A 25367-nucleotide genomic window follows, 5' to 3' on the forward strand; every position below is an offset into this window, starting at 1 on the left:
CCGTATGGCTACCGACACGTACGGAACCGCCGCCCCCGCCGAGGACGCGGTGCGCGCAGCGCTGGCGACGGTGAACGACCCCGAGATCCACCGGCCCATCACCGATCTGGGGATGGTCAAATCGGTGGAGATCGCCGCGGACGGTGCGGTGGCCGTCACGGTCTATCTCACGGTGTCGGGGTGCCCGATGCGCGACACCATCACCCGGAGTGTGACGGAGGCGGTCGCCCGGGTCGCCGGCGTCACCCGGGTCGAGGTCACACTGGACGTGATGGGCGACGAGCAGCGGCGCGAGCTGGCGGCTTCGCTCCGTGGCGGGACCGCCGAGCGCGAGGTGCCCTTCGCGAAGCCGGGCTCGCTGACCCGGGTGTACGCGGTGGCCTCCGGCAAGGGGGGTGTCGGCAAGTCCTCGGTGACCGTCAACCTGGCGGCGGCGATGGCCGCCGACGGGCTGAAGGTCGGCGTGGTGGACGCGGACATCTACGGGCACAGCGTGCCGCGGATGCTCGGCGCCGACGGGAAGCCCACCCAGGTCGAGAACATGATCATGCCGCCGTCCGCGAACGGGGTGAAGGTGATCTCGATCGGCATGTTCACGCCGGGGAACACGCCAGTGGTGTGGCGTGGCCCGATGCTCCACCGGGCGCTCCAGCAGTTCCTGGCGGACGTCTACTGGGGCGACCTGGACGTGCTGCTGCTCGACCTGCCGCCGGGCACCGGCGATATCGCGATCTCGGTGGCGCAGCTCGTGCCGAACGCCGAGATCCTGGTGGTCACCACCCCGCAGCAGGCCGCCGCCGAGGTGGCGGAGCGGGCCGGTTCGATCGCCGTGCAGACGCACCAGAAGATCGCCGGTGTGGTGGAGAACATGTCGGGCCTGCCGTGCCCGCACTGCGACGAGATGATCGACGTCTTCGGCACCGGGGGCGGCAGGCTGGTCGCCGAGGGGCTGACCCGGACGACCGGCGCCGAGGTGCCCGTGCTGGGCGCGATCCCGATCGACGTACGGCTGCGGGAGGGCGGCGACGCGGGGAAGCCGATCGTGCTCTCCGACCCGGACTCCCCGGCGGCGGCGGCGCTGCGCGGGGTCGCCGCGACGCTGGGCGGGCGCAAGCGCGGCCTGTCGGGCATGTCGCTGGGGATCACACCGCGCAACAAGTTCTGAGGCGCGGAAGGGCGTTCGGGGCCGGGAGGGTTCCAGGTTCCTGAGGTCTTCGGTAAGGGGCGGCCACCCGGTGGGTCGCCCCTTACGCGTACCTCCGCGCGTCCCCCCGCGCCGAGGGCGGCGCTACGAGGCGTACGACCTGATGTCGCCGACCGCCTCGAAGCCGATGCCGTACGCGCTCATCCCGCGCCCGTACGCGCCGAGGTGGACCTCGCCGCCCGGTGACCCCGCCAGCACCCAGCCGAACGCGGACTCGCGGTAGTGGAAGGGGGTCGGTTCGCCGTCGACCGGGAGGGAGAGCACCGACCAGGCGGACCCGGTCAGGTCGTCGGCGAGGTCGAACGCGGTCTCGGTCTGCTGTTCCAGCCATTCGGCCCGCAGCGTGTGGTCCAACTGTGCGGGCCAGGTGGCGGCGAGCAGCCCGGAGGCGGCCAGCCAGGCGGCCGAGGAGGCCGTCGTGGCGTCGAGCTGCCCCGTTCCGTCACTGGTACGGCCTACGGCGCTGTGGGCCACCGTGACGACCACGGCGAAGCGCTCCTTGTCCCCGCCGGTGGCCTCCGGTCTTATCGACGGCTCTTCGCCATGGCCCGTGGCCCCGTGCCGTACGGTCCCGTCGGCGGTCGCCCCGACCTGCATCAGCCAGCGCGGCCCTGTGAACGCCTCGTCCAGCCCGTACCAGGGGAAAGGGGCCCGCAGATACGCGGCGAGGGAGCGGAGACCGGTCGGCCCTCCCTCGGCAGGGGCTGGTCCGGCCGCGTCCCACGCACCCGCCCGACTCGTGGTCTCCATCTGCCCGCGCCTCCTCGTTCTCGGCGTCCGGCACACCCCGCCCCCGACGGGCGTTTCACTGCCGGACAGATGGAGGATAGCCACCCGCTCCCGACTCGTAGGGATTGGTCGTGCTCAGGTGGCGTCTGAGTCGAAGGGAGGCCGTTCGACCGGATCGGGCTTTTCGCGCTTCTTGAGCAGGTCGGGCGTCTGGGGAGAACTCGGGGATTTCTTGAGGAGATCGGGTGTGGCGGAGGTGCCGGTTCCGATGCTCGTTCCGGTGCCGGTTGTGCCCGTGGCGCCGGTGGATCCGGTGGCGGAACCATTCGCCGCGGTGATCGCGGGCTCGGGGACGTCCGCGTCGTCCAGCTCGAAGTCCCGGCCCTTCACGACATCCGTGAGGTCGTTCATCTCCTGGCGGATGTCGAAGCTGCTGCGGATGTCGTTGAGTCCCAGCTCGTCGTTGTTCATGAGCTGTTTCCGGACAAAGGTCTTGGGGTTGAGGTCCTCGAACTCGAAGTCCTTGAACTCCGGCCCCAGCTCGGAACGGATGTCCTCCTTCGCGTTGTCGGAGAACTCACGGACCTTCCGGATGAAGCCGGCGATGTCCTGGATGACCTTGGGCAGCTTCTCAGGACCGAAGATGATCACGCCGAGAATCGCGATCGTGAGCACCTCAAGGGCGCCAATGTCGCTGAACACCTTGCGGCTCCTTGTGTTCTCCGTGTACGCGGGGCGCTGGACCGGGACCGGACCGGGTCCGGGCCGGATCGGCCTGGGCCGCTCCACGGTACCCGGCCCACCTGTCCGTGCGGTACCTCGCGGTGTCCGTCAGGTGCCCTCCGCGGAGCCGAGGGCGAGCCGGAGGGTCCGCTCGTCGCCGTCCCGCACCAGGGTCAGTTCGAGCTGGTCGCCGGGGCGGTGGGCGCGGATCTTCACGATCAGCTCCTCGCCGCTGTGCACCCGCTGTCCGTTGACGGCGGTGATGATGTCGCCGGGCCGGATGCCCGCCTTGGCGCCGGGGCCGCCCGAGGTGACGGCGCCCCCGCCGCCGGCGGCCTTCTCGGCCACTTTGGCGCCGTCCCCCGTGAACTCCATGTCGAGGCTCACACCGATCACCGGATGGGTGGCCTTGCCGGTGTTGATCAGTTCCTCGGCGACCCGCTTGCCCTGGTTGATGGGGATCGCGAAGCCGAGCCCTATCGACCCGGCCTGGCCGCTGCCGAGCCCCGTACCGCTGTCGGCGGCGCGGATCGCGCTGTTGATCCCGATGACCCGGGCGCGGCCGTCCACCAGCGGCCCGCCGGAGTTGCCGGGGTTGATGGGCGCGTCGGTCTGGAGGGCGTCGACATAGCTGATGTCGCTGCCGTCGCCCTTCTCGCCGCCCGCGGTGATGGGGCGCTCCTTGGCGCTGATGATCCCGGAGGTCACCGTGTTGGAGAGGTCGAAGGGGGCGCCGATGGCCACTACCGGGTCGCCGACCTGGACGTTGTCGGAGTTGCCGAGCGGCAGCGGCTTGAGGCCCGAGACGTCGGAGACCTTCACCACGGCCAGGTCGTAGCCGCTGTCCTTGCCGACGAGCTGGGCGCGGGCGGTCTCACCGCCGCTGAACGTGACCGATATCTCGCCACCCGAACCGGCCGAGGCCGCGGTCTGGACGACGTGGTTGTTGGTGAGGATGTGGCCCCGCTTGTCGAGGACGAAGCCGGTGCCGGTGCCCTGCTCGCCGCCCCCGCTGACATGCAGGGTGACCACGCTGGGCAGCGCGCTGGCGGCGATGCCCGCGACGCTGTCGGGGGCGCGGCCGGTCGACTCGGGCCCCGCCTGTGAGAGCTCGACCCGGGTGAAGCCGCCGTTGCGCTCGATGAACGCGCCGACCCCGCCGCCGATCACACAGGCCATGAGGCCGACCAGGACGAGCCCGGCGGTCCCGGCGCGGCGCCGCCCCGGGGAGGGCGGCTCGCCGTGCTGGGTCAGCGGGCCGGCCCCAGGGGCGCTCCAGGGGTCGTACTGGAGCCACTGGGAGGACGGCTGGGGGTGACCCTGTGCGGGCTGTGGCTGTCGCTGGGGCTGTGGTGTCTGGTGGGGCTGTTGCGGGTGCTGGGGCTGGGCGTACGGCGGCTGGGCCCCTGGGGCTGCGGCGTACGGCGGGAGCGCCGTACCGCCGGCGGGGGTCGGGAACTGTACGGGGGGCGCGGGCGCCCAGGGTCCGGGGCCGCCGTACGGCGGGGTGCTGTAGGGGTCGGGCTCATGGAGCGGACGCGGGCGCTCCGGCGGCGCGTCCGAGGGCTCGGCGGAGAACACCCCGGTGGAGGGCGCCTCGGCGGCCGGGGCGCCGGCGGGTGAGGCGTCGGCGGACGGGGCGTAGGCGGCCGGGGGCCCGGCGGACGCGGGCTCCGCTGACGGTGTGCCGGGTGACGGCTTGTCGGGTGACGGCTTGTCGAGCGCGACGCGGGACGCGGCCCGGGGCTCGGCCGACGGCTCCGCCGGGGCCGGTACGCCCGGGACCGCGTCGGCGGAGTACGGGGGCGACGGGACCGCGTCGGCCGGCTCGGCGGGGAGTTCCGCCGTCACCTCGCCGACCGCGCCGGAGGCCCCCGAGGGACCTGCGGGCTCCCGTGGTGGCGCGACGGCCGCCGCGGGCCTGCTCCACCACTTGGCCTTCGGTCCGGTCGGCTTCCCGTCGTCCATGTTCTCCCCGCAACTGCCGTTCCATGCCCCGACCGGGGCACCCCTGCCCTGGATTCAACCAGGTTTACGAACGTCCGCGCAGGGAGCCGGTCAGCGCCTGGCCGAAAGCGGGGCGGCGGGCAGCGTCGGGGCGTCGTTCCGGGTGGGGTCCGGGGCGTCCGGGGTCGCGCTCGCCGGGGTCTCCTCGTCGATCTGCACGGCGGAGCCGGTGGCCTGCGCCCAGGGCAGCGGCGAGGCACCGCCGGAGAACCCCTGCGGGGAGGAGGCGGTGGAGAGCACCTGGGACTGGAGCAGACCGGGCGGGGCCGTGGCGGCGGGCCGGTCGGTGGAGCGCGAGGGGGAACCGCCGCCCTGGCGCCGGGAGGGGTCCTTCGCCGTGGAGGCCGGGGTGGCGGCGCCCGGGGCACGGAGCGGGGTCACGTTGTTGCCCGCGCCGCGCGGCAGCACATCGGCGGTCGTGCCGAGCGGCATCGTCCCGCCGAGCGCCATCGCGGCGAACGAGACGGCGCTGGCCGCGGCGAAGGCGAAGCGCCGGCCGCGCCACACGGAGCGCTCGGCGTCCTGGCGGCCCACCTCGTGGATACGGAAGCCGGAACCGCCCGACGCGGCGCCGGACCCGGCCGGGACATAGCCGAAGCCGTCCGTTCTCACTCCGAAGGAGCCGTCGCCGAAGCGGCCCCCGTCGAAGAAGCCTTTCCCGTCGTCGTCATCCCCCGCCCCCGGACCCGATCCGGGGCCGCCGGGGAGCCCCTGGAGTCTGGCGAGCAGCCCCGCGGAGAGCGGCGGCGGCGCGGCCTGCGCGAACACGTTCTTCAGCCGGCGCTGGGCGTCGGCCTCCGCCTTGCACTTGGCGCAGGTCGCGAGATGGGCCAGGACACGCTCGCGGGCGTCATGGTCCAGCTCGCCGTCGACCAAGGCGGCGAGTCGGTCCCCCAGATGCTGCTCGGCGGGGGTCGGACCTGTGCCACTCACGCCGCTCCGCCCTCCCCGGCCACACCCACGAAGGCGCGCTGCTCGGCCCGGGCCTCGGGGGAACGGTGCTGGAGCGCCTTGCGCAGATGCGAACGGCCGCGGTGGATCCTGCTCCGCACCGTGCCGAGCTTCACGCCCAGGGTGGCGGCGATCTCCTCGTACGAGAGCCCCTCGATGTCACAGAGGACGACGGCGGCGCGGAATTCGGGCGCGAGGGTGTCCAGCGCCTGCTGGACGTCCGCGTCGAAGTGGGTGTCGTGGAAGACCTGCTGCGGCGAGGGCTCGCGGCTGGGCAGCCGCTCCGCCGCGTCGTCGCCGAGCGCGTCGAACCGGATCCGCTGCTTGCGGCGGACCATGTCGAGGAAGAGGTTGGTGGTGATCCGGTGCAGCCACCCCTCGAAGGTGCCAGGGGTATAGGTCGACAGCGAGCGGAAGACCCGGACGAAGACTTCCTGGGTCAGGTCCTCGGCGTCGTGCTGGTTGCCGGTGAGACGGTACGCGAGGCGGTAGACACGTCCGCTGTGCGTGCTGACGATCTCCTCCCACGTGGGAGGCGTCCACGCCTGCGCTTCCGCATCCGATGCGAAGGTCGCCGTTACTGCGGAGTCGGTGGAGCGGGAACGGTCAGCAATGTTGGTCACGGATTTCGGCTCGCCGACCGACCTGAGAAAGCGCTTCAGCACTCCTCCCCGATCCACAGGCGCAGCCGCACCTCCCCTGTCGGCTCTGGTGGTGTCCAGTGGAGCCCCTACCATAGCCACTCCGCCCGTTAGCTCCGGATAAGAATCTTTACGCGAATTTGGAGGCGCTCCCGGCCCTGTTCGCCGGTCCTTCCCGCGCCGCGCGCTGCCCTTCTTAACGTCCGGTCCCATCTGCGGGTTCCCGGGCGCAGCGGATACAGTCACCGTTGCGCCGCCAACGGGGACAAGGAGAGGGTCATTACCGCCAACCGGCAGACGAGCTGGGCGTTCGCCGACGCCTTTGTCGCCGAGGACGAGGCACTGCGCTGGGCCAGGGAACGGGCCCGGGAGACAGGGCTCCGCTCGGTGTCACCGGGCACCGGCGCGGCGCTGCGTCTGCTCGCCGCCACGCTGGACGCGAAGGCGGTGGCCGAGATCGGTACCGGGACCGGTGTCTCCGGGATCTATCTCCTGGAGGGCATGCGCCCGGACGGCGTGCTGACCACGGTCGACACGGAGCCGGACTGCCAGCAGTTCGCCCGGCAGGCGTTCCGCGCCGCCGGGTTCACCGGGAACCGGGCCCGGTTCATCCCGGGCGGCGCCCTGGACGTGCTGCCCCGGCTCGCGGACGGCGCGTACGACCTGGTCTTCTGCGACGGGGACCGGCTGGAGTGCCTGGACTATCTCGCTGAATCGTTGCGGCTGCTCAGGCCGGGCGGTCTGGTCTGCTTCGAGGGCGTCTTCGCGAACGGCAGGACGGTCGACTCGGCGGCCCAGCCCCAGGAGGTGCTCCGGCTGCGGGAGCTGCTCCGTACCGTACGCGAGAGCCAGGAGCTCCAGTCGACGCTGCTGCCGGTGGGCGACGGCCTCCTCTGCGCGGTGCGCCGGGGCTGACCCGCGCTCCGGCCGCCCCCGCCCGGGGTGCCTGATCCACTCGTACCACCGCCCCGGCCCGTACACAGTCCTCCACAGTCCTCTGCCCCGGTACGGAAGGAACTCTCCGTACCGGGGCAGAGGGCGGCTTGTCCGGGGTGGATCCACACACCCCGAAGACCGTGATCGTTCCGCTCAGCCGACGACCTTCTTCAGCGCGTCGCCCAGCGCATCCGCCTCGTCCGGAGTCAGCTCGACGACAAGCCGACCGCCGCCTTCGAGCGGAACGCGCATGACGATGCCCCGCCCCTCCTTGGTCACCTCGAGCGGGCCGTCGCCCGTTCGCGGCTTCATGGCCGCCATGCTCGTTCCCCTTCCTGAAACCAGCTCATCGCAGCCGGCGGCCCCATGACAGGCGCTGTGTCACCGGCATCGAACACATTGCTTCCAGCCCATTATCCCGCATGGCAGGACCCGATGACCAACATCGGTCGGCATCGCTTGCGCAACGCGCTCTCGCAAAACGCCGCATTTCGGGGATCCGGCTGCGATACTGCGCCGCCCCGCGGAGCGCCGGCGGCGAACTTGTCCGGGTGCGGGGCCCCGCACCGCCGCCGATCTCCGTCATGCTGGGCCCGGACATCATCAGCCGAGCCGCGAAGGGGCCCGATCCATGGCAGACACCGTGCTGTACGAGGTGCGTGACGGACTCGCGACGATCACCATCAACCGGCCCGAGGCCATGAACGCGATGGACATCGCGACCAAGGTGGCGCTGCGGGAGGCGCTGACGGCGGCGGGGGACGACTCCGCCGTACGGGGCGTGCTGCTGACGGCGGCAGGGGACCGGGCGTTCTGTGTGGGCCAGGACCTCAAGGAGCACACCGCGCTGCTGGCGGAGGACGCCAGGACGGGCGGCGACCGGACGATGACCACGGTGCGTGAGCACTACAACCCGATCGTCCGGGCGATCACTGGGATGGCGAAGCCGGTGGTGGCGGGGGTCAACGGCGTGGCGGCGGGCGCGGGGCTCGGTTTCGCGCTGGCGGCGGATTACCGGATCGCCGCGGACACGGCCTCGTTCACGACGTCGTTCGCGGGCGTGGCGCTGACGGCGGACTCCGGTATCTCCTGGACGCTGCCGCGCCTGGTGGGCCGGGGCCGCGCGACGGACCTGCTGCTCTTCCCGCGCTCGGTGGGGGCGGCGGAGGCGCACGCGTGGGGCATGGTGGACCGCCTGGTCCCGGCGGCCGAAGTGGCGGAGACGGCGGCCCGGGTGGCGGCGGAGCTGGCCGCGGGGCCGACGGTGGCGTACGCGGCGCTGAAGGAGTCCCTGGCGTACGGCGCGGAGCACTCGCTCGCCGAGACGCTGGAGAAGGAGAACGAACTCCAGACCCGCGCGGGCTCATCGCAGGACCACCGGATCGCGCTCCGCGCCTTCCTGGCCAAGGAACGCCCCCACTACCTGGGCCGCTGACCTCCCCACGAAGCGCCGCTCCCCGCCCGCGCCCCCGGGAACGGCACGGAGCAGCCGTACGAACGCCTCGCCCCGGCGCACCGCCCGCAGCCGCTCCCGGCCCACCAGCCGCAGCGTCCACCCCCTGACCGACCCACCGCGCCCCCATCGGCCCCGCCCTCACACGAGCCGCCACCGTGGGACGGGGCCTGACGGGGGCGGGCCGCCGTCATGGGGCGGGCCTGACGGAGCCGGGCCGCCGCCGTGGGGCCGCCGCCATGCGGGCAGGCCCGACGGAAGCGGGCCGCCGTCAGGGGGCCGCCACCATGCGGGCGGGCCCGACGGAGGCAGGCCGCCGCGCAACGCGGCGCCGACCGGCCCGTCACCATGCGGCCCTCCCCCGGCGGACCGCCGTCACGCGGCGCGGGGGCGTCCTCGCGCGGGCGGGCGCGGGGCCGGCGCGGGCCCCAGGCCGGGCAGGTGCGGGCGGGCGGTGTCACCTCTCGGGGGCGCGGCGGGCCGTGCAGGTTGCCAGGTGGTCGTCTACCAGTCCGCACGCCTGCATCAGCGCGTACGCCGTGGTCGGGCCGACGAAGCGGATGCCGCGCTTCTTCAGCGCCTTCGCCAGCGCCGTGGACTCGTCGGTCACGGCGGGGACGTCGGCGACCGTCTCCGGGGCCGGGCGGCCGGTCTCGGGGGCGTACGACCAGACCAGCTCGTCCAGCTCACCGGCCGGCCACTCCGCGAGCACCCGCGCGTTCGCCACCGTCGCGTCGATCTTGGCACGGTTGCGGATGATGCCGGGGTCCGCGAGGAGCCGTTCGCGGTCGGCGTCGGTGAACGTGGCCACCGACGCGATCCGGAACGAGGAGAACGCCGTACGGAACCCCTCCCGGCGGCGGAGGATCGTGATCCAGGAGAGCCCGGACTGGAAGGCCTCCAGGCTCAGCCGCTCGAAGAGGGCGTCGTCGCCGTGGACCGGTCTGCCCCACTCCTCGTCGTGGTAGGCGAGGTAGTCCTCGGTCGAGACGCCCCAGGGGCAGCGGGGCCGCCCGTCGGGACCGGCCACCGTACCGCCGGGTGCCTCGCTCACCGCTCGCTCTCCTCGCCCGGCTTCTTGAAGAGGTCGGGCGAGGAGACCGCGGTGGCCTGGGCGCCCGCCAGCGCGGACTCCAGCTCGGCGATCCGCGCGTCCCGCTCCGCCAGCTCCGCGCCGAGCCGGCTGAGGACGTCGTCCACCTCCGCCATCCGGTAGCCGCGCGCGCCGACCGGCAGCCGGAGCGCGTCGACATCCGCGCGGCCCACCGGCCGCGTCGCGGGCAGCGGATCGACCAGCCGCTCCGGAGCGGCCTCCGGCAGAACCGCGCTGTCACCGCCGCCGATGACCGCGAGGGTGACCGCGGCGACGACCACGACCATCGCGATGAGCAAGAACAGGAACACGAGCCTCTCCCCGGGCAGGAAACGTTCTGATGCCGATCGTGCCACGTGCCACTGACAGCGGGCGCCGGGGCCGCCCGGCCGGCCGTCCGGTTCGCGGACGGAGCGGCCGCCGGCCGCGCGGAGGAAATAGGGTCGCGGACGGAACGTATCGCTGAGAGGAACCACACCATGCGCCCCACGGACGGGATCCTGCGGCTGGGACGGCGCGAGTTCGGCCCGCACGAGCCGGTCGTCATGGCGATCGTCAACCGGACCCCTGACTCCTTCTACGACCGGGGCGCGACCTTCGACGACCGGCCGGCCCTGGACCGGGTCGAGCGGGCCGTCGCCGAGGGCGCCGCGATCATCGACATCGGCGGGGTGAAGGCGGGCCCCGGCGAGGAGGTCACGGCCGAGGAGGAGGCGCGCCGTACGGTCGGCTTCGTCGCGGAGGTGCGCCGCCGCCACCCGGACGTGGTGATCAGCGTCGACACCTGGCGCCACGACGTGGGCGAGGCGGTCTGCGCGGCCGGCGCCGATCTGCTCAACGACGCCTGGGGCGGGGTGGACCCGAAGCTGGCGGAGGTCGCGGCCCGGTACGGCGCCGGGCTGGTCTGCACCCACGCGGGCGGCGCCGAGCCGCGGACCCGGCCGCACCGGATCGGGTACGAGGACGTGATGGCGGACATCCTGCGGGTGACGCTGGGGCTGGCCGAGCGCGCGGTGGAGCTGGGGGTACGGCCCGACGCGGTCCTGATCGACCCGGGCCACGACTTCGGGAAGAACACCCGGCACTCGCTGGAGGCGACCCGGCGGCTCGGCGAGATGACGGAGACGGGGTGGCCGGTGCTGGTCTCGCTCTCCAACAAGGACTTCGTCGGGGAGACGCTCGACCGGCCGGTCAAGGAGCGGCTGATCGGCACGCTGGCCACGACGGCGGTCTCGGCGTGGCTCGGGGCGCGGGTCTACCGCGTCCACGAGGTCGCGGAGACCCGGCAGACGCTGGACATGGTCGCTTCGCTGGCGGGCCACCGCCCGCCCGCCGTGGCCCGCCGCGGCCTCGCCTGAGCGGCGGCGCGGCGGCGGGGGCGGCGGGATCGGCGGCGCGCTCGCTCAGGCGCGGCGGGCGCGCGGGCTCAGTTCCCGGTCTCCTTGGTGACCAGGGCGACCGCCTCCGCCACGTCGTCCGTGACATGGAAGAGCAGCAGGTCCTTCTCGGAGGCCTTGCCCTGGCCGACCACCGTGTCGCGCAGCCAGTCGACCAGGCCGCCCCAGTACTCCGTGCCGAAGAGCACGATCGGGAAGCGGGTGACCTTACGGGTCTGCACCAGCGTCAGCGCCTCGAACAGCTCGTCCAGGGTGCCGAGGCCGCCCGGGAGCACCACGAACCCCTGGGCGTACTTCACGAACATGGTCTTTCTGACGAAGAAGTAACGGAAGTTGACGCCGATGTCGACATGGGGATTGAGCCCCTGCTCGAAGGGGAGCTCGATACCGAGGCCGACCGAGATGCCCTGTGCCTCCCGCGCCCCCTTGTTCGCCGCCTCCATGGCACCGGGGCCGCCCCCCGTGATCACCGCGAACCCGGCGTCGACCAGCGCGCCGCCGAGCCGTACGCCCGCGTCGTACTCGGGCGTCCCGGCCGGGGTGCGCGCGGAGCCGAAGACGGCGATGGCGCTGGGCAGTTCGGCGAGCGCGCCGAAGCCCTCGACGAACTCCGACTGGATCCGCATCACCCGCCAGGGGTCGGTGTGCACCCACTCCGAGTCGCCCTCGGTGTCCAGCAGCCGCTGATCGGTCGTCCCGGCCTGCACCTGCTCACGCCGCCTGATCACCGGTCCGAGCCGCTGTTCCTCCGGCCTGCGCGCTCCGTCAGGCATGCCCATGAGCTGCTCCTTCCGCTGCTGTGCGTTGTTCTGGGAAAGGGTAGATCGGCCGACGTGACAACCAGCGAAATTCCGGCGGTCGAACAGTCCTCGGAGCGCTCGGGACGCGGGGCGGACGAGTCCCGGGCCCGGGGGCGCTACCGGGTGAGCCAGTCGCGGAGCCGCTCCTCGCAGTGGGTGATCCGTTCGACGGCCACCCGCTCGTCCCGCTTGTGGGCCAGCATCGGGTCGCCCGGTCCGTAGTTGACGGCGGGCACCCCGAGCGCGCTGAAGCGGGAGACGTCCGTCCAGCCGAACTTGGGCCGGGCCGTCCCCCCGACGGCGGCCATGAAGGCGGCGGCGGCCGGGTGGCCGAGGCCGGGCAGGGCGGCGCCCGAGTGGTCGTCGACGGTGAACTCCGTCACGCCGCACCCCTCGAAGACCTCGCGGACATGGGCGAGGGCCTGCTCCTCCGTACGGTCGGGGGCGTAGCGGTAGTTGACGACCACGGTGCACGCGTCGGGGATGACGTTGTTGGCGACGCCGCCCTCGATCCGTACCGCGTTGAGCCCCTCGTGGAACTCCAGTCCGTCGATGACCGGGCGGCGCGGCTCGTACGCGGCGAGGCGCTGGAGGATCGGCGCCGCGGCGTGGATCGCGTTGGACCCGCGCCAGCTCCGCGCGGAGTGCGCCCGCTCCCCCGTCGTGTGGAGGAGGACCCGCAGGGTGCCCTGGCAGCCGCCCTCGACCTCGCCCTCGGAGGGCTCCAGCAGGACGGCGAAGTCGCCGGCCAGCCACTCCGGGTGTGCCTCCGCGACCTTCCCGAGCCCGTTGCGGTGGGCGGCGACCTCTTCGTTGTCGTAGAAGACGAAGGTGAGGTCCCGGTTGGGCGCGGGGACGGTCGCGGCGATCCTGAGCTGGACGGCGACGCCGGACTTCATGTCGCTGGTGCCGCACCCCCACAGCGTTCCGTCGGCGTCGAGCCGGGAGGGCACGTTGTCCGCGATGGGGACGGTGTCGATATGTCCCGCCAGCACGACCCGCTCGGCCCTCCCGAGCGTGGTCCGCGCCACCACGTTGTTCCCGTACCGGTCGACCGTGAGGTGCGGCAGGGTGCGCAGCGCCTGCTCGATCGCGTCCGCGAGCGGCTTCTCCTCGCCGCTGACCGAGGGGAAGTCGACCAGCGCCGCGGTGAGCGCGGGGCCGTCCAGCGTGAGGTCGAGTGGTGTCTCAGACATGTCTCGACCTTAATACGCGCCACTGACAACGCCCCCCGGGACCGGGGCGCCGCGTCGGGCGCGGGCCGTCCGTGGCCGGTCCTCATGGCATCGTGGCCGGTCTGCCGCCGCTGGACTCCGGCGCTCTCCGACTCCAGTACGGTGGGCGCGTGTCCGAGCCCGTCGTTGCCTCCGCACCCGCCGCCCGCTCCCGTTTCGGATGGGGGCGCCTCCTGCGTTTCGTGGGAGGACTCACCGTTCTGGTGATCCTCGCCGCCTATGTGGGCGTGCAGTATCTGACCACCGCCTGGGGCGGGCCGCGCTGTGTGGCGCGCTCCGGCGAGGAGCAGGGCGAGGGTGGCGCCACGTACTCCATGACGCCGGATCAGGCGTCGAACGCGGCCACGATCGCGGCCGTGGGCGCCTCGCGCGGCCTGCCGGAGCGTGCGGTGACGATCGCGCTGGCGACCGCCATCCAGGAGTCCGCGCTGCGCAATCTCGACCACGGGGACCGTGACTCGCTCGGGCTCTTCCAGCAGCGCCCGTCCACGGGGTGGGGCACGGCCGAGCAGATCCAGGACCCGGTCTACTCGGCGGGCGAGTTCTACGACCATCTCGTCAAGGTGCCGGGCTACTCGCGGCTGCCGCTCACGGAGGCGGCCCAGCGGGTGCAGCGCAGTGGTTTCCCGCAGGCGTACGCGAAGCACGAGCCGGATGCCGCGCTGCTGGCCGCCGCCTTCACGGGCCGCTCCGCCGCTTCGCTGACCTGTACGGCGCCGCTGGGCCGGACCCCCGGGGATCCGGCGAAGGTCAGCGCCGCGTTGACGCGGAACTTCGGCTCCGAGGTGACGCCCGAGGACGTGGCGCACGGGGTCTCCGTACCGGTACCGCCCTCGTCCGTCCCGGCGGGCGGCGAGCGGGGCGCCTCGGTGGCCGGCGGGGGCGCGGCGTCCGGCGACGCGGCGTCCGGCGACCCGGTGGACGGGTACACGGCGACGGAGCGCGGCTGGGAGCTGGCGCACTGGGCGGTGGCGCAGTCCACGGCGCTCCGCATCGACCAGGTGTCGTACGCGGGCCGGGTGTGGCGGGCCAAGGAGGCGTACCTGGGGTGGCAGCGGCTGCCGGGGGGCGCGGGCGGCACGGCGGCGTCGGGCGGCGGCTCGGGCGCGGATTCCGGCACGGCGGTCGTCCGGATCGGTACGGAGCGCTAGGGCCTGTCTGACAATTCCCGCCTGCCTCGCGACGCCATGCACGCACTCTCGCCGCACCGGGCCCTGACCCAAGTACGTCCAGTACGTGGGTCAGGGCCCGGCACGCCGAGAGCACGCACCTGACGCCGCGAGGCCGCCCTCCGGGCGACGACGGGAATTGTCAGACAGGCCCTAGTCGCCCTCCGGCGAGGCGGGCAGCCGTACGAGGTGTCCCCCGGGCGGGCGAGTCGCGTCTCTCGGGGCGTGCTCTTCGAACGGCTCCCCGTAGAGACCGTCGTACAAGGCGCTCACCTGTATGCGTCCGGGAAAGTGACGTTTCCCCATGCGGCTCGGAAGCGCACCGTTTACCCGATTTTATCCGCGTCAACCTCGCGAGCGCATTACCTACTCTTTACCCGAGCGCACCGCATCCTCCAGGGCTGTTCCGGGGGTTGTCACGACGTCCGATCGACGGATCTGCGGATCTGCCGATCGGCAGACAAGCGAAGTGACACCGACCGTTCTTCCCGAGCCCCAAGGAGCCAACATGTCCGCGAACCTTCCCCTGACCCGCCGGATCGCCCGCGCCGCGCTGCTCGTCGCCGCCGGCGCCGCCCCGGTGATCGGCGCGGCCGGGTCGGCGAGCGCGGCGGAACTCCCGCAGTCGACGGATCTGGGCGCGGTCACCGCGCTCGACGGAGCCACGGTGGGCGACACCGTCGGCAAGGGCGCGCAGACGGCCACCCAGGCCGTGGGCGCCACCGGCGGCCAGGTCGTCGGCAAGGGAGTGCCCGCCGCGGGCGAGACCGTCGGCAAGACCGTGGGAACGGCGACCCCGGCCGTGCAGAAGACGGCGGGCGAGACCGCGGGGTCCGCGGGCACCCTCCTCGGCGAGACCGCGAAGACCGCCACGAACGGCGCCGCGCAGGCCACCCCGGCCGCCCCCGCCCAGGGCGGCGCGGTGCTGGGCGGGCTGCCGGTCCAGGGCCTCCCGATCGGCTGACCGGAGCCGCGTGCGGCAGCGGAGGGGCCCGGGGAGCGTGCGCTCCCCGGGCCCCTCCTCCGGTCCGCTCCCGGCTCAGCCCAGGCGCTTGACCGCCGCGTCGATCCGCTCGTCGGTCGCCGTCAGCGCCACCCGCACGTGGCGCCCGCCCGCGGGCCCGTAGAAGTCGCCGGGCGCGACGAGGATGCCCAGCTCGGCGAGGTGCGCCACGGTCTCCCAGCACGGTTCGTCGCGCGTCGACCAGAGGTAGAGGCTCGCCTCGCTGTGGTCGACACGGAAGCCGTGCGCCTCCAGCGCGGCACGGAGCGCGGTGCGCCGGGCCGCGTACCGCTCCCGCTGCTCCCGTACGTGCGTGTCGTCGCCGAGCGCCACGGCCGTGGCGGCCTGGACCGGCGCGGGCACCATCATCCCGCCGTGCTTGCGGATCTTCAGCAGCTCGCCGAGGACCGCCGCGTCACCGGCGAGGAAGGCCGCGCGGTAGCCGGCCAGGTTGGAGCGCTTGGAGAGGGAGTGGACGGCGACCAGGCCCTCGTACGTACCGCCGCAGACGTCCGGGTGGAGGACGGAGACCGGCTCGGCCTCCCACCCCAGCTCCAGATAGCACTCGTCGCTGAAGAGCAGCACCCCGTGCTCGCGCGCCCAGGCGACGATCCGCGTCAGCTCCTCCGGGGGCAGCACCCGCCCGGTCGGGTTGGACGGCGAGTTCAGCCAGAGGAGCTTGAGCCCGGCCGGGTCCAGCTCCGTCGGGTCCTCGTACGGGACGGGCTCGGCGCCGCAGAGCCGCGCGCCCACCTCGTACGTCGGGTACGCGAGGAGCGGGTAGCCGACCCGGTCGCCGGGGCCGAGTCCGAGCTGGGTGGGCAGCCAGGCCACCAGCTCCTTGGAGCCGACGACGGGGAGGACGTTCCGGTGGCTCACCCCGCGCGCGCCGAGCCGCCGCTCCACCCAGCCGGTCAGCGCGTCCCGCAGCTCGGCCGTGCCCCAGACCGTCGGATACCCCGGCGAGTTCGCGGCGCCGGTCAGGGCCCGCTGGATCCGTTCCGGGACCGGGTCGACGGGCGTGCCCACCGACAGGTCCACGATCCCGTCCGGGTGGGCCTGGGCCGTCGCTTTGTAGGGCTCCAGCTTGTCCCAGGGGAAGACGGGAAGGCGCGAAGAGACTGCGGACACGTGCTCACTCATTCTCTCTGGTGTGCGGAACGGAGTGCCGACTCTCTGGTGTGCCGAACACAACGGTCCCGTACGGCACGGGGCCGTACGGGACCGGGGGGCGCGCCGTCAGCCGTTCTGGGGCGGCAGCGCGGCGATGAAGGGGTGGTCGCGCTCGATCAGGCCGAGCTTGGAAGCACCACCGGGCGAGCCCAGCTCGTCGAAGAACTCGACGTTCGCCTTGTAGTAGTCCTTCCACTCCTCCGGGGTGTCGTCCTCGTAGAAGATGGCCTCGACCGGGCAGACCGGCTCACAGGCTCCACAGTCGACGCATTCGTCCGGGTGGATGTACAAGGACCGGGAGCCCTCGTAGATGCAGTCGACCGGGCACTCCTCGATGCACGCCTTGTCCTTGACGTCGACACAAGGCTGCGCGATGACGTAGGTCACGCTGTCGTTCCTCCTCGATAGGGCGCGGCGGGCCGATCTGCGGCTCCGTCCACGGGCGCGCGGGAGCGCGGCGTCGTCGATGCCCGCATCTAGTATCTCCGTTCTTGGGCGCGATCCGAACAGGAGGGGCGGAGAGAGCTGTGGAATTCACTGGCGGCGGACGGCTTGAGGTCCGATTGACCCCTTCTGACGTGGGCAAACGGGTATCAGTCAGACAACTGACGGAGAGCGGTAGCGGGCCGGAGAAGTTCACCGACACGGTCGGCGTTCTCACATCGTGGGACGGCGGTGTGCTGCTGATCACACGGCGGAGCGGGGAGCGGGTACGGGTCCCCGAATCCGCGCTGGTCGGCGGCAAGGTCGTGCCGGCAGCGCCGGCCCGGCGGCGGGGCCCCGCCGCCTCGTTCCAGGAGCTGACGCGGGTCGCCGCCCGCTCCTGGCAGCCGGTGGAGGACGAACCGCTGGGCGAGTGGCGGCTGCGGGCCGCGTCCGGCTTCACCCGGCGGGCCAACTCGGTCCTGCCCCTCGGCGAGCCGGGTATGCCGCTCGACGCCGCATTGGCGCGGGTACGCCACTGGTACGGGGAGCGGGGGCTGCCCCCGTACATCCAGGCAGCGACCGGCGCCGAGGGGACCCAGGAGGTGCTCTGCGCCGAGCTGGAGCGGCGCGGCTGGCTCCGGGAGGTGACGGCGGAGGTGCGCGTCGGAGCGCTGGCCCCGCTGGCCGACCGGGAGGTTGCTGAGCCCGGGACGGGTCCGTTCTCCGTACGGCTCCACCGCACCGTGGACGCGGCGTGGCTCCGGCGCTACCAGCGCTCTCCCGGGGAGCCGGGGGCGGAGGTGCGCCAGGTGCTGGGCGCCGGCCCCTCGGTGTGGTTCGCGACCGTCCCCGGGCCCGAGGGGCCTGGCGAGCCGGGCGGACCGGAGGACGCCGGACCGGGAGACGCCGGGGCTGCGGGCGCCGGGGCGCCGGCGGCGATCGGCCGGTGTGTGGTCGACGGGCGGTGGGCCGGGTTCATGGCGGTGGAGGTCGACCCCGCGTACCGCAGGCGGGGGCTGGCCACGGCGGTGATGGCCGCGCTCGCCCGGCGGGCGCTGGAGGAGGGCGCGTCGGCCGCCTGGCTCCAGGTCGAGGTGGAGAACACCGCCGCGCGGGCCCTCTACGACCCCCTGGGATTCGCGATCCATCACCACTACCACCATTTCCGATCACCCTGAGCGGGAACATCTCGCCTATGTATCCGGAATCCACCGACCGGCGCCGGCGCTTCGCCGAGGAGGCCCGCGCGGAGCGGCCCGATCTGGCCACGCTCTGCCTGCTCATCGGCGCGGAGGGCGAACCGTCCCTGACCGAGCGGGATCTCGACGCGGCCCAGGCCGAGCTGGACCGGCTGGCCGGGCTGCTCCCGTACGGCCTGACGGGGGCGCACGCCTGGGCGACGGCGCTCGCGGAGCTGCTCGGCGGGCGCTGCGGCTTCCACGGCTCCCCCGCCGAGTACCGCAGGCTGGAGGCCTCGCTGCTCCCCGCGGTGCTGCGGCGGCGGCGCGGGCTGCCGATCCTCCTCTCGGTGGTCTGGATCGAGGTGGCGCGCCGGGCCGGGGCCCCGGTGTACGGGGTGGCCCTGCCGGGCCACTTCGTGGTCGGCTTCGGCGACCCGGAGCGGCGGGTGCTGGCCGATCCGTTCGCCGCCGGGCGCCTGCTGACCGGGGCCGACGCGGACCGTCTGATCACCGGCGTGACCGGGGCGCCGCCCGCTCCCGACGCCTACCGTCCGGCGTCGGCCCTGGACATCGTCCAGCGGGTACTGAACAACATCCGCGCCTGGGCCGCCACCCGCCGCGAACGCACCGACGTGGCCCTCTGGGCCGTCGAACTCGCCCTGCTGCTCCCGGCCCACCCGGCCCGCCTCCGCTACGACCGGGCCCAACTGCTCGTCCAGCGCGGCGAGTTCCTGAGCGGGGCGGCGGAACTGGAGGAGTACGCGCGGGTGGTGGCGGCGGTCGAACCGGCGACGGCGGAGGCGATCCGCCACAAGGCCCGGTCGGCCCGCGCCATGCTCAACTGACCCGGCACCCGGCCCCCGAGGCACTCGCTACAGCCACCCCTTCTCCCGGGCTATCCGGACGGCCTCCGCCCGGTTGCGCGCCGCCACCTTCTGGATGGCCGTCGAGAGATAGTTCCGTACGGTGCCCTGGGAGAGCCGTAGCTCGGCGGCCACCTCCGCGTTGGTCGAGCCGTCGGCGGCGATCCGCAGGACCTCGCGCTCCCGGTCGGTGAGCGGATTCGCGCCATTGGCCAGGGCCGCCGCCGCGAGCCCCGGGTCGATGACCCGCTCGCCGTCGAGTACCTGCCGTACCGCCGCGGCGAGTTGGGCCGCCGGGGCGTCCTTGACCAGGAAGGCGTCCGCGCCCGACTCCATCGCGCGGCGCAGATAGCCGGGGCGCCCGAAGGTGGTGAGCACGACCACCTTGAGGGCGGGCAGCTCGGTGCTGAGGGCCGCCGCGGCCTCGATACCGGTCATGCCCGGCATCTCGATATCGAGCAGCGCGACATCCACCTCCTGGGCCCGCGCCGCCTCCACCACCTCGTCCCCCCGCGCCACTTGGGCGACCACCTCGATATCCGGCTCCAGCCCGAGCAGCGCGGCCAGCGCCTCGCGCACCATGGACTGGTCCTCCGCGAGCAGGACCCTGATCATGCGGCTCATGCGACGGATCCTAGTTCTCCTGTCGGGGCCTGATCGGCACACGGGCGGTGAGGAGGAATCCCCGGCGGGAGGAGTCCGTCTCCAGGGCACCGCCCACCGTGGTCAGCCGCTCGGAGAGCCCGGTGAGCCCGTTCCCGTGCGCGGCCCCCGCAGCGCCTCCCACGGCCGTGCCCCCGCCCCCCTGGCCACGGTGGCCGCCATGCCCCGCGTGGCCCCCGCGTCCCCCGTGGCCCCCCTGGCCGTCGTCCTCGACGGTGAGTTCCAGATAGGGCCCGTCCAGGGTCTCGCGCCGGGTGAGGGCGACGACGCACCGCCGGGCCCCGCTGTGCCGTACGACATTGGTGACCGCCTCGCGCAGCGACCAGGCCAGCGCGGCCTCGCACTCCTCGCTCAGCTCGCCGCCGGCCGACGGGCAGGGCGCCTCGGCCGGCAGATCAGGGGTGATCCCGGCGACGGCCAGCGCCGTACGCGCCCCGGCCAGCTCGCCCGGCAGGGTCGGTCTTCGGTATCCGGTGACGGCTTCCCGTACATCGGTGAGCGCCTGACGGCTGACCCGCTCGATGTCGGCTATCTGCTCGGCCGCCTTGTCCGGCCGCACGGGCAGCATCCGGCCGGCCAGTTCGCTCTTGAGGGTGATCAGCGAGAGGGAGTGCCCCAGCAGGTCGTGGAGGTCACGGGCGAGCCGTAGCCGCTCCTCGTTGGCGGCGAGCTCGGCGACGGTGGCCCGCGCCTCGCGCAATTCCACCGTCGTCCGCACGAGCTGCCGCACGCCCGACATCGCGAAGCCGCCGAGCAGCGCGGGAAAGACCAGAGCGGTGAGGAGGTCGCCCGCGTCCTCCTGATGGAACCCGACGAGGAACATCACCCCGGTGGCGACAGGGATCGCCACCCGGGCCCAGGCCAGCGGCAGCGCCGCACCCGCCGAGACGGACACATAGACGAAGAGCACCAGCCAGGGCGTGCCCATCGTGACCGGGAGCACCACCGCGAGGACGAACTGGAAGCCCAGGAGGCCCACGGCGACACCACGCCGGTCGAGCATTCTGCTGGTGTGGCGGAAGACGTTGGTCAGATAGGCGGCGACGAAGGCCACCAGGCCGAGCGCCCCCAGCACGACGGCCCCCGCCGCATGCCCCCCGTCGATCAGATCGCTCACCGGGGCGCCCATGAAGGCCAGCCAGACGCCGATCCACACGAACTTGGCGAAGGACTGCTGGCGGGTCTTCGGACGCTGCCCGACCGGAATGGTGTACGTCTCGCTCACGTCTTCAGTGTGTCCTTCCGGTAGAACCAGGCCGCGGCGCCCGCGAAGAGCAGGAAGTACGCGACGAGGAGGGTCACATCCTTGGTGTGCGGGGCGGCACCCAGCTCCACGGCCTGTCCGAGCGCCGCGTACGCGTGGGTGGGGAGCCAGGAGGAGATGTCCTGGAGCCACTGCGGGTAGGCCGTCGTCGGCATCCACAGACCGCCGAGGATGGAGAGCCCGAAGTATGTGATCATCGCGATCGGGCGGACGGTCTCCCCGGTGGCGAGATAACCGATGGCCACCCCGAGCGCCGCGAAGCAGAGGCTGCCCGCCCAGATGACCCCGGTGAGCGCGGCCCACTGCCAGGCGGCGAACCGTACGTCCTTGGCGAGGGCCGCGACGACGAAGACGATGAGGATCGACGGCAGGGTGACCACGGCGGCCGAGGCTATCTTGGCCAGCACATAGCCACGCCCCGGCAGCGAGGTGAGCCTGAGCTGCCGCACCCACCCCTTCTCCCGCTCCTTCGCGATCTTCTCGCTGTTGCCCAGGAGAACGGCGGTCAGTGCGCCGAAGGAGGCCATGGCGACCATGTAGAAGGCACCCATCCGCAGCCCGGTCCCGGGCACCAGGTCGTTGCCCTGGGGCCCCGCGATCATCAGGAAGAGCGCCGAGGGGTAGATCACCGAGAAGAACATGAACTTCTTGTTCCGCAGTGTGCGGGTGATCTCCAGCTTGATGAGATAGTTCACGCTGTCCTGGCCTCCTCGGCCTCGGTGATGGCGACGAATGCCTGCTCCAGGCCGAGGCCCGCGACTTCGAGATTGCGGGGGTAGACCCCGAGTCCGTACAGCGCGTGCACGGTCGCGTCGGCGTCGTGCGACTGCATACGGACGGTGGTGCCGGAGACGGAGAGCGAGCTGAGGAAGGGCAGCCGGCGCAGGGCCGCCTCGTCGATCACGCCGTCCGGACCGTACCCGGGGGTCCCGCCCTGGCCGGCTCCACCGCTCTGCGGGGCGGGGGCGGTCGTGAGGTCGAACGATATCCGGCGGGCCCCCGCCCGCGCCTTGATCTCGGTGGCGGTGCCGTCGGCCAGCAGCCTGCCCCGGTGCAGGACCAGCACCCGGTCCGCGATGGCGTCGGCCTCTTCCAGATAGTGCGTGGCGAACAGCACCGTACGCCCCTGGTCCGCCTGCTCCCGCATCGTGGCCCAGAACGCCTGCCGGGCGGTGACGTCCATCCCGGTGGTCGGCTCGTCCAGGACGATCAGGTCATTGGCGCCCGCCGTGGCGAGCGCGAAGCGCACCCGCTGCTCCTGGCCGCCGGAGAGCCTGTTGACCATGCGATCGGCTATCTGGCTGATCCCGGCGCCGACCAGCACATCGGAGACGGAGTGGGGCCGGGGGTGGAGCGCACACGCGAGCGTGATCAGCTCGCGGACCGTGACCTCCTCCATGAGGCCGCCGCTCTGGAGCATCGCGCCCACACGCCCGGCGGAGATCGCCTCCTGGGGGCTGGTGCCGAAGAGGGTGACACTGCCCGCGTCGGGCTTCCTGAGCCCCAGCAGCAGGTCGAGCGTGGTCGACTTGCCCGCGCCGTTGGGCCCGAGGAGCGCCACGGTCTCCCCGGGGCGCAGCGCGAGGGTGAGCCCCGCGACGGCGTGGACGTCCCCGTAGCTCTTGCTCACCCGGTCGAAGTCGACCACGGCGGAGGCCGCGCCCGTGCCCCGCGCACCGTTCGGGATACCCCTGTTTACGCCCGCAGGCGAGATATTCGTGCGGGTCGAGCCGGTCGCACTGGTCGCGCCCCTCGTGCCGGTTGTCCGGTCTGTCGATTTCATACCGACAGTCTGGCCCGCTGCCCGGCCCCGGCGGCAGTGTCGCCGGTCGTGACTCCCGCATGACATCTGTCATGTCCTGGAGCTGACAATCCGGCCGGGACCGCGTCCCCGCCCGGCCTCCGCCCCCGGAAACGACTGCGCCGGGCGGGCCTCGGCTGAGGCCCGCCCGGCGCAGTGCCGTTCTGAAATCCGCCGCTCCGGGAGATCCCGGCCGTGACGCCTAGCTCGGGTCGAGGTCGATCGTCTGCGTGCGCTCCGCGGGCGTCTTGCCGCGCAGCGCCTTCTGCATCGCCTGCACCACGTCGGCCGAGGAGACGGGGTACTGCTTGCCGTCGCCCTTGGTGATCGTGATGCCGTCGAAGACGCCGTCGAGGAGCTGGTCGATGGCGTCCCGGTCGTAGACCTCGACCAGCTTTCCGTCGATCGCCTTCATCGAGAGGATCTTCGGCAGCGACTTGGCGGGACCGAACTGGATCTGCTTGCCGCCCGCCTGGATGGTGACCAGGCCGGACATCGCGGGCTCGGCGAACTCCTTCATCGCCCGGTCCAGTTCCGCCTGGTCGACGGTGGGTTCCCGGGTGACGACGGGGAGTTCGACACTGTTGGTCTTGCCCGTCTGGACCTGGGCGCGGTAGGCGTCACGGGTCGAGATGATCGAGTGGTTGACGTCCAGCGCCTTGCCGGCCTTGCCGGGCACGGCGACGGCCCGGCCCGGCTCGAACTTGATGGTGCCGTCGGAGGCCGAGCCGGAGACGCCCGCCAGATCGGTCAGCGCGACGCTCAGCTTCTCCTCGTCGACCGGGATGACCGGCTGGGCGACCCGCGCGCTGCCGAAGAGCGAGCCGATCACCGAGACAGGGTTGTAGTCGCTGCCCGCCGCGTTGCGCACCGTCGCCTGGCTGTCGAGGCTGAGCCCCGCCTTGTCGGGGGCGAGTTCCTCGGTCTTCCCGCCGATGCTGAGCCGCAGCGGCGCCGAGGCCCGCTCGCCGAGGGTCGCGTCGAGGCGGTTGACGGCCTCCTCGCGGGTGGTGCCGCCGATGTCGACGCCGAGGACCGTGGTGCCCTTCGGCACGTCGGAGTGGTTCATCAGCAGCCCCGCGCCGTAGAGCGCGCTGGCCACCACCACGACGGCGACGCCGAGGAGCGCCACCTTCGAGCGGCCCTTCTTCTTCGCCGGGGCGGCGGGCGCCTTGGCCTGCGGGGCGGTGCCCACGGCCGCCTGCCCCTGGGGCGGGGTGGCGGGCCCGGCGCCGACCGGGCCGGGGAAGTCGGGCGCCGAGAAGTCGTGTTCACTGCCGTACGCGCCGTCCCCGCCGCCGTCGGTACGCGGGCCACCGCCCTGCGGGCCGGAACCGGGGAACGGCGAACGCTGCTCCGGGGGCACCACAGGGATGCCGCTGTTGAGCGTGTCCCCCGAGACATGGCCGCCCGGGAGGCCCGGGCCGCCGGGGATACGGTCGCCGGAGGCGGGCTCGGGCGCGGGCTGCTGCGGGGTGAGGACGGCGGTGTCGTCGGAGAGCCTGGGGCCACCGCCCTGGTCCGCCCCGGGCGGGTTGGCCAGGGACGACGGCGGGGTGCCGAGCGACGAACTGCCGGGCACGGGGCCGGTGGTGGGACCGGTCGGCCCCACGGGCGCGCCGGGGGGGCGGGTACCGAACGCGGGGGTGGTGAGGCCGCCGCCGGGCGCGAACCCGTTGGCCCCGGGCGCCGGGGCGCCCGCTCCGGCGCCCGTGCTGCCGCCCGTCGCCAGCCCCTCGGCGGCGAGATCGCTGAGCGAGGAGCCGCCGATCCGGTGGGACCCGGTGGAGTAGTCCGTGCCGTTCGCGTAGTCGGAACCGGCCGGGGCGCCGCCGATCGGATGGGACCCCGTGGAGTAGTCCGTGCCGTTGGAGTAGTCGGTGCCGTACGGCGACTCCGCCTGGCGCTCGCCGCCGGGCGGCGCCGAGCGCGTGGCGGACGGCGGGGCCGAGGTCACGCCGGAGACCGCCGCGGCGGCCGCAGTCATCCCGGAGGCCGCGCCGGTGGTCGCCTTGCGCGGCGCGAACCAGTCACTGGTGGACTTCTCGCCACTGTCGCCGTCGGCGCCCTTGGCCGCCTGGGCGGCGGCGCGCTGCTCGCCGATCAGGTCGATCGGCCGGGTCTCCGACATGTCCTGCGCCGGGGCGACCTTGGGCGTGGCGCCCGTGCGCTCGGCGGCCGGGACACCCCGCCCCTCGGTGGCGTCGATGTCGCTCATGGGCGTACGCATGACGACGGGCGGGATCGGCCGGGAGCCGGGGATGTTGATCCGGATCCGCGTGGTCAGCGTCGTCTCGGTTCTGGGCTCGTCCGGCTGCGCGGCGGGCTTGTTCCCGGTCTCCTCGGGCGCGTCCTGCTGAGGATGCAGCGACGGGTACTGGCGGGATCCGTACGGCGGGGTTCCCGAGGGGTACGCCGCGGCTCCGCCGCGCCGCTGGGGCCCGGAGGACGAACTGTCAGTTTCTCGACTCAAAGCAGGTTCTCCCGGTTGGCTCCGCCGCCCGTTCTTACTGGTACTCACTGTTCAGGTCCCCCACAGCCGGAGAGCGGAGGGAAGGCCCGGAGCGCGCACCACCATACTGGCCTCCACCGACAGAGACCCGACGACCGTGAGAAGCGATGCTCCGCCGACCGCGCGTCCATGGTCAATTCAGC

At 73.1% G+C, this 25367-nt stretch carries 25 protein-coding genes; 8 read left to right on the plus strand and 17 right to left on the minus strand.

Features of this window, described 5'->3' with window-relative positions; all coding sequences use genetic code 11:
* Positions 1–4 precede the first annotated feature (4 nt).
* Positions 5–1165, plus strand: a complete 1161-nt coding sequence (locus tag AB0O07_RS15180) for an Mrp/NBP35 family ATP-binding protein (RefSeq protein WP_365632260.1) — start codon at positions 5–7, stop codon at positions 1163–1165.
* A 123-nt stretch (positions 1166–1288) separates the two neighbouring features.
* Here the strand turns inward: AB0O07_RS15180 and AB0O07_RS15185 are convergent, their stop codons facing one another.
* The 5 genes from AB0O07_RS15185 to sigE form a co-directional block, all read right to left on the minus strand.
* Positions 1289–1954, minus strand: coding sequence for a hypothetical protein (locus tag AB0O07_RS15185; RefSeq protein ID WP_365632263.1), 666 nt, complete (start codon positions 1952–1954; stop codon positions 1289–1291).
* A 114-nt stretch (positions 1955–2068) separates the two neighbouring features.
* Positions 2069–2635, minus strand: coding sequence for a sec-independent translocase (locus tag AB0O07_RS15190; protein WP_365632266.1), 567 nt, complete (start codon positions 2633–2635; stop codon positions 2069–2071).
* 129 nt (positions 2636–2764) lie between these two features.
* Positions 2765–4624: a trypsin-like peptidase domain-containing protein gene (locus AB0O07_RS15195; RefSeq protein ID WP_365632269.1), complete on the minus strand. Its 1860-nt coding sequence runs from the start codon at positions 4622–4624 to the stop codon at positions 2765–2767.
* Positions 4625–4714: 90 nt separating this feature from the next.
* Positions 4715–5596 carry a zf-HC2 domain-containing protein gene (locus AB0O07_RS15200; RefSeq protein ID WP_365632272.1) on the minus strand — a complete coding sequence of 294 codons (882 nt, stop codon included), beginning with the start codon at positions 5594–5596 and terminating at the stop codon, positions 4715–4717.
* On the minus strand, positions 5593–6351 hold the full coding sequence (sigE, locus tag AB0O07_RS15205) for an RNA polymerase sigma factor SigE (RefSeq protein ID WP_365632275.1): 759 nt from the start codon (positions 6349–6351) through the stop codon (positions 5593–5595). Before sigE ends, AB0O07_RS15200 begins: the two co-directional genes overlap by 4 nt.
* Positions 6352–6468: 117 nt before the next feature.
* Here sigE and AB0O07_RS15210 point away from each other — a divergent pair, with 117 nt between their 5' ends.
* Entirely contained in the window at positions 6469–7170 is a 702-nt protein-coding gene (locus tag AB0O07_RS15210) for an O-methyltransferase (RefSeq protein ID WP_365633072.1), read from the plus strand.
* 174 nt (positions 7171–7344) lie between these two features.
* Here the strand turns inward: AB0O07_RS15210 and AB0O07_RS15215 are convergent, their stop codons facing one another.
* Positions 7345–7512 (minus strand): DUF3117 domain-containing protein, encoded by a 168-nt coding sequence (locus AB0O07_RS15215; protein WP_003966491.1) that lies wholly within the window; start codon positions 7510–7512, stop codon positions 7345–7347.
* Between the two features lie 310 nt (positions 7513–7822).
* Here AB0O07_RS15215 and AB0O07_RS15220 point away from each other — a divergent pair, with 310 nt between their 5' ends.
* Positions 7823–8626 (plus strand): enoyl-CoA hydratase-related protein, encoded by an 804-nt coding sequence (locus tag AB0O07_RS15220; protein WP_365632278.1) that lies wholly within the window; start codon positions 7823–7825, stop codon positions 8624–8626.
* Between the two features lie 475 nt (positions 8627–9101).
* Here AB0O07_RS15220 and AB0O07_RS15225 read toward each other — a convergent pair whose 3' ends face one another.
* Positions 9102–9698, minus strand: a complete 597-nt coding sequence (locus AB0O07_RS15225; protein WP_365632281.1) for a DNA-3-methyladenine glycosylase I — start codon at positions 9696–9698, stop codon at positions 9102–9104.
* A complete protein-coding gene (locus AB0O07_RS15230) occupies positions 9695–10048 on the minus strand; it encodes a hypothetical protein (RefSeq protein ID WP_365632283.1) in 354 nt (117 codons plus the stop codon). The genes AB0O07_RS15225 and AB0O07_RS15230 overlap by 4 nt, the downstream gene beginning before the upstream one ends.
* Before the next feature lie 168 nt (positions 10049–10216).
* On the opposite strand from AB0O07_RS15230, the gene folP reads away from it, so the two are divergent.
* Positions 10217–11095 (plus strand): dihydropteroate synthase, encoded by an 879-nt coding sequence (folP, locus tag AB0O07_RS15235; RefSeq protein ID WP_365632286.1) that lies wholly within the window; start codon positions 10217–10219, stop codon positions 11093–11095.
* Positions 11096–11163: 68 nt separating this feature from the next.
* On the opposite strand, the gene AB0O07_RS15240 is transcribed toward folP, so the two are convergent.
* Both AB0O07_RS15240 and dapE read right to left on the minus strand, forming a co-directional pair.
* Entirely contained in the window at positions 11164–11913 is a 750-nt protein-coding gene (locus tag AB0O07_RS15240) for a TIGR00730 family Rossman fold protein (protein ID WP_365632288.1), read from the minus strand.
* 137 nt (positions 11914–12050) lie between these two features.
* A complete protein-coding gene (gene dapE / locus AB0O07_RS15245; RefSeq protein ID WP_365632293.1) occupies positions 12051–13130 on the minus strand; it encodes a succinyl-diaminopimelate desuccinylase in 1080 nt (359 codons plus the stop codon).
* A gap of 212 nt (positions 13131–13342) precedes the next feature.
* On the opposite strand from dapE, the gene AB0O07_RS15250 reads away from it, so the two are divergent.
* Complete coding sequence (locus tag AB0O07_RS15250; protein ID WP_365633075.1) at positions 13343–14320, plus strand: hypothetical protein; 978 nt, start codon at positions 13343–13345, stop codon at positions 14318–14320.
* A gap of 526 nt (positions 14321–14846) precedes the next feature.
* Positions 14847–15302 carry an ATP-binding protein gene (locus AB0O07_RS15255; RefSeq protein ID WP_365632295.1) on the plus strand — a complete coding sequence of 152 codons (456 nt, stop codon included), beginning with the start codon at positions 14847–14849 and terminating at the stop codon, positions 15300–15302.
* 75 nt (positions 15303–15377) lie between these two features.
* Here the strand turns inward: AB0O07_RS15255 and dapC are convergent, their stop codons facing one another.
* Entirely contained in the window at positions 15378–16472 is a 1095-nt protein-coding gene (dapC, locus tag AB0O07_RS15260) for a succinyldiaminopimelate transaminase (RefSeq protein WP_365632298.1), read from the minus strand.
* A gap of 108 nt (positions 16473–16580) precedes the next feature.
* The gene (fdxA, locus tag AB0O07_RS15265; RefSeq protein WP_003985062.1) at positions 16581–16901 is read right to left on the minus strand and encodes a ferredoxin; all 321 of its coding nucleotides are present in this window, start codon (positions 16899–16901) and stop codon (positions 16581–16583) included.
* A gap of 140 nt (positions 16902–17041) precedes the next feature.
* On the opposite strand from fdxA, the gene AB0O07_RS15270 reads away from it, so the two are divergent.
* Both AB0O07_RS15270 and AB0O07_RS15275 read left to right on the plus strand, forming a co-directional pair.
* The gene (locus tag AB0O07_RS15270; protein WP_365632301.1) at positions 17042–18118 is read left to right on the plus strand and encodes a GNAT family N-acetyltransferase; all 1077 of its coding nucleotides are present in this window, start codon (positions 17042–17044) and stop codon (positions 18116–18118) included.
* A 17-nt stretch (positions 18119–18135) separates the two neighbouring features.
* Complete coding sequence (locus AB0O07_RS15275) at positions 18136–18966, plus strand: transglutaminase-like domain-containing protein (protein ID WP_365632304.1); 831 nt, start codon at positions 18136–18138, stop codon at positions 18964–18966.
* 27 nt (positions 18967–18993) lie between these two features.
* On the opposite strand, the gene AB0O07_RS15280 is transcribed toward AB0O07_RS15275, so the two are convergent.
* The 5 genes from AB0O07_RS15280 to AB0O07_RS15300 form a co-directional block, all read right to left on the minus strand.
* On the minus strand, positions 18994–19608 hold the full coding sequence (locus AB0O07_RS15280) for a response regulator transcription factor (RefSeq protein WP_365632307.1): 615 nt from the start codon (positions 19606–19608) through the stop codon (positions 18994–18996).
* Positions 19609–19618: 10 nt separating this feature from the next.
* The gene (locus AB0O07_RS15285) at positions 19619–20872 is read right to left on the minus strand and encodes a histidine kinase (protein ID WP_365632310.1); all 1254 of its coding nucleotides are present in this window, start codon (positions 20870–20872) and stop codon (positions 19619–19621) included.
* Complete coding sequence (locus AB0O07_RS15290; protein WP_365632313.1) at positions 20869–21606, minus strand: ABC transporter permease; 738 nt, start codon at positions 21604–21606, stop codon at positions 20869–20871. Before AB0O07_RS15290 ends, AB0O07_RS15285 begins: the two co-directional genes overlap by 4 nt.
* On the minus strand, positions 21603–22559 hold the full coding sequence (locus AB0O07_RS15295) for an ABC transporter ATP-binding protein (RefSeq protein ID WP_365633078.1): 957 nt from the start codon (positions 22557–22559) through the stop codon (positions 21603–21605). Before AB0O07_RS15295 ends, AB0O07_RS15290 begins: the two co-directional genes overlap by 4 nt.
* A 355-nt stretch (positions 22560–22914) precedes the next feature.
* Positions 22915–25185, minus strand: a complete 2271-nt coding sequence (locus AB0O07_RS15300) for a hypothetical protein (RefSeq protein ID WP_365632316.1) — start codon at positions 25183–25185, stop codon at positions 22915–22917.
* Positions 25186–25367: the final 182 nt, after the last annotated feature.

The sequence above is a fragment of the Streptomyces sp. NPDC093085 genome (assembly GCF_040683935.1).
Taxonomy (GTDB): Bacteria; Actinomycetota; Actinomycetes; order Streptomycetales; family Streptomycetaceae; genus Streptomyces.

What these genes read in the sequence shown, in the direction of transcription:
- AB0O07_RS15275 (WP_365632304.1), top strand. Translation starts at nt 18,136, where the DNA reads ATGTATCCGGAATCCACCGACCGGCGCCGGCGCTTCGCCGAGGAGGCC.
- AB0O07_RS15280 (WP_365632307.1), bottom strand. Translation starts at nt 19,608, where the DNA reads ATGAGCCGCATGATCAGGGTCCTGCTCGCGGAGGACCAGTCCATGGTG.
- folP (WP_365632286.1), top strand. Translation starts at nt 10,217, where the DNA reads ATGCGCCCCACGGACGGGATCCTGCGGCTGGGACGGCGCGAGTTCGGC.
- AB0O07_RS15255 (WP_365632295.1), top strand. Translation starts at nt 14,847, where the DNA reads ATGTCCGCGAACCTTCCCCTGACCCGCCGGATCGCCCGCGCCGCGCTG.
- AB0O07_RS15195 (WP_365632269.1), bottom strand. Translation starts at nt 4,624, where the DNA reads ATGGACGACGGGAAGCCGACCGGACCGAAGGCCAAGTGGTGGAGCAGG.
- dapE (WP_365632293.1), bottom strand. Translation starts at nt 13,130, where the DNA reads ATGTCTGAGACACCACTCGACCTCACGCTGGACGGCCCCGCGCTCACC.
- AB0O07_RS15185 (WP_365632263.1), bottom strand. Translation starts at nt 1,954, where the DNA reads ATGGAGACCACGAGTCGGGCGGGTGCGTGGGACGCGGCCGGACCAGCC.
- AB0O07_RS15240 (WP_365632288.1), bottom strand. Translation starts at nt 11,913, where the DNA reads ATGGGCATGCCTGACGGAGCGCGCAGGCCGGAGGAACAGCGGCTCGGA.
- AB0O07_RS15215 (WP_003966491.1), bottom strand. Translation starts at nt 7,512, where the DNA reads ATGGCGGCCATGAAGCCGCGAACGGGCGACGGCCCGCTCGAGGTGACC.
- sigE (WP_365632275.1), bottom strand. Translation starts at nt 6,351, where the DNA reads ATGGTAGGGGCTCCACTGGACACCACCAGAGCCGACAGGGGAGGTGCG.
- AB0O07_RS15180 (WP_365632260.1), top strand. Translation starts at nt 5, where the DNA reads ATGGCTACCGACACGTACGGAACCGCCGCCCCCGCCGAGGACGCGGTG.
- AB0O07_RS15220 (WP_365632278.1), top strand. Translation starts at nt 7,823, where the DNA reads ATGGCAGACACCGTGCTGTACGAGGTGCGTGACGGACTCGCGACGATC.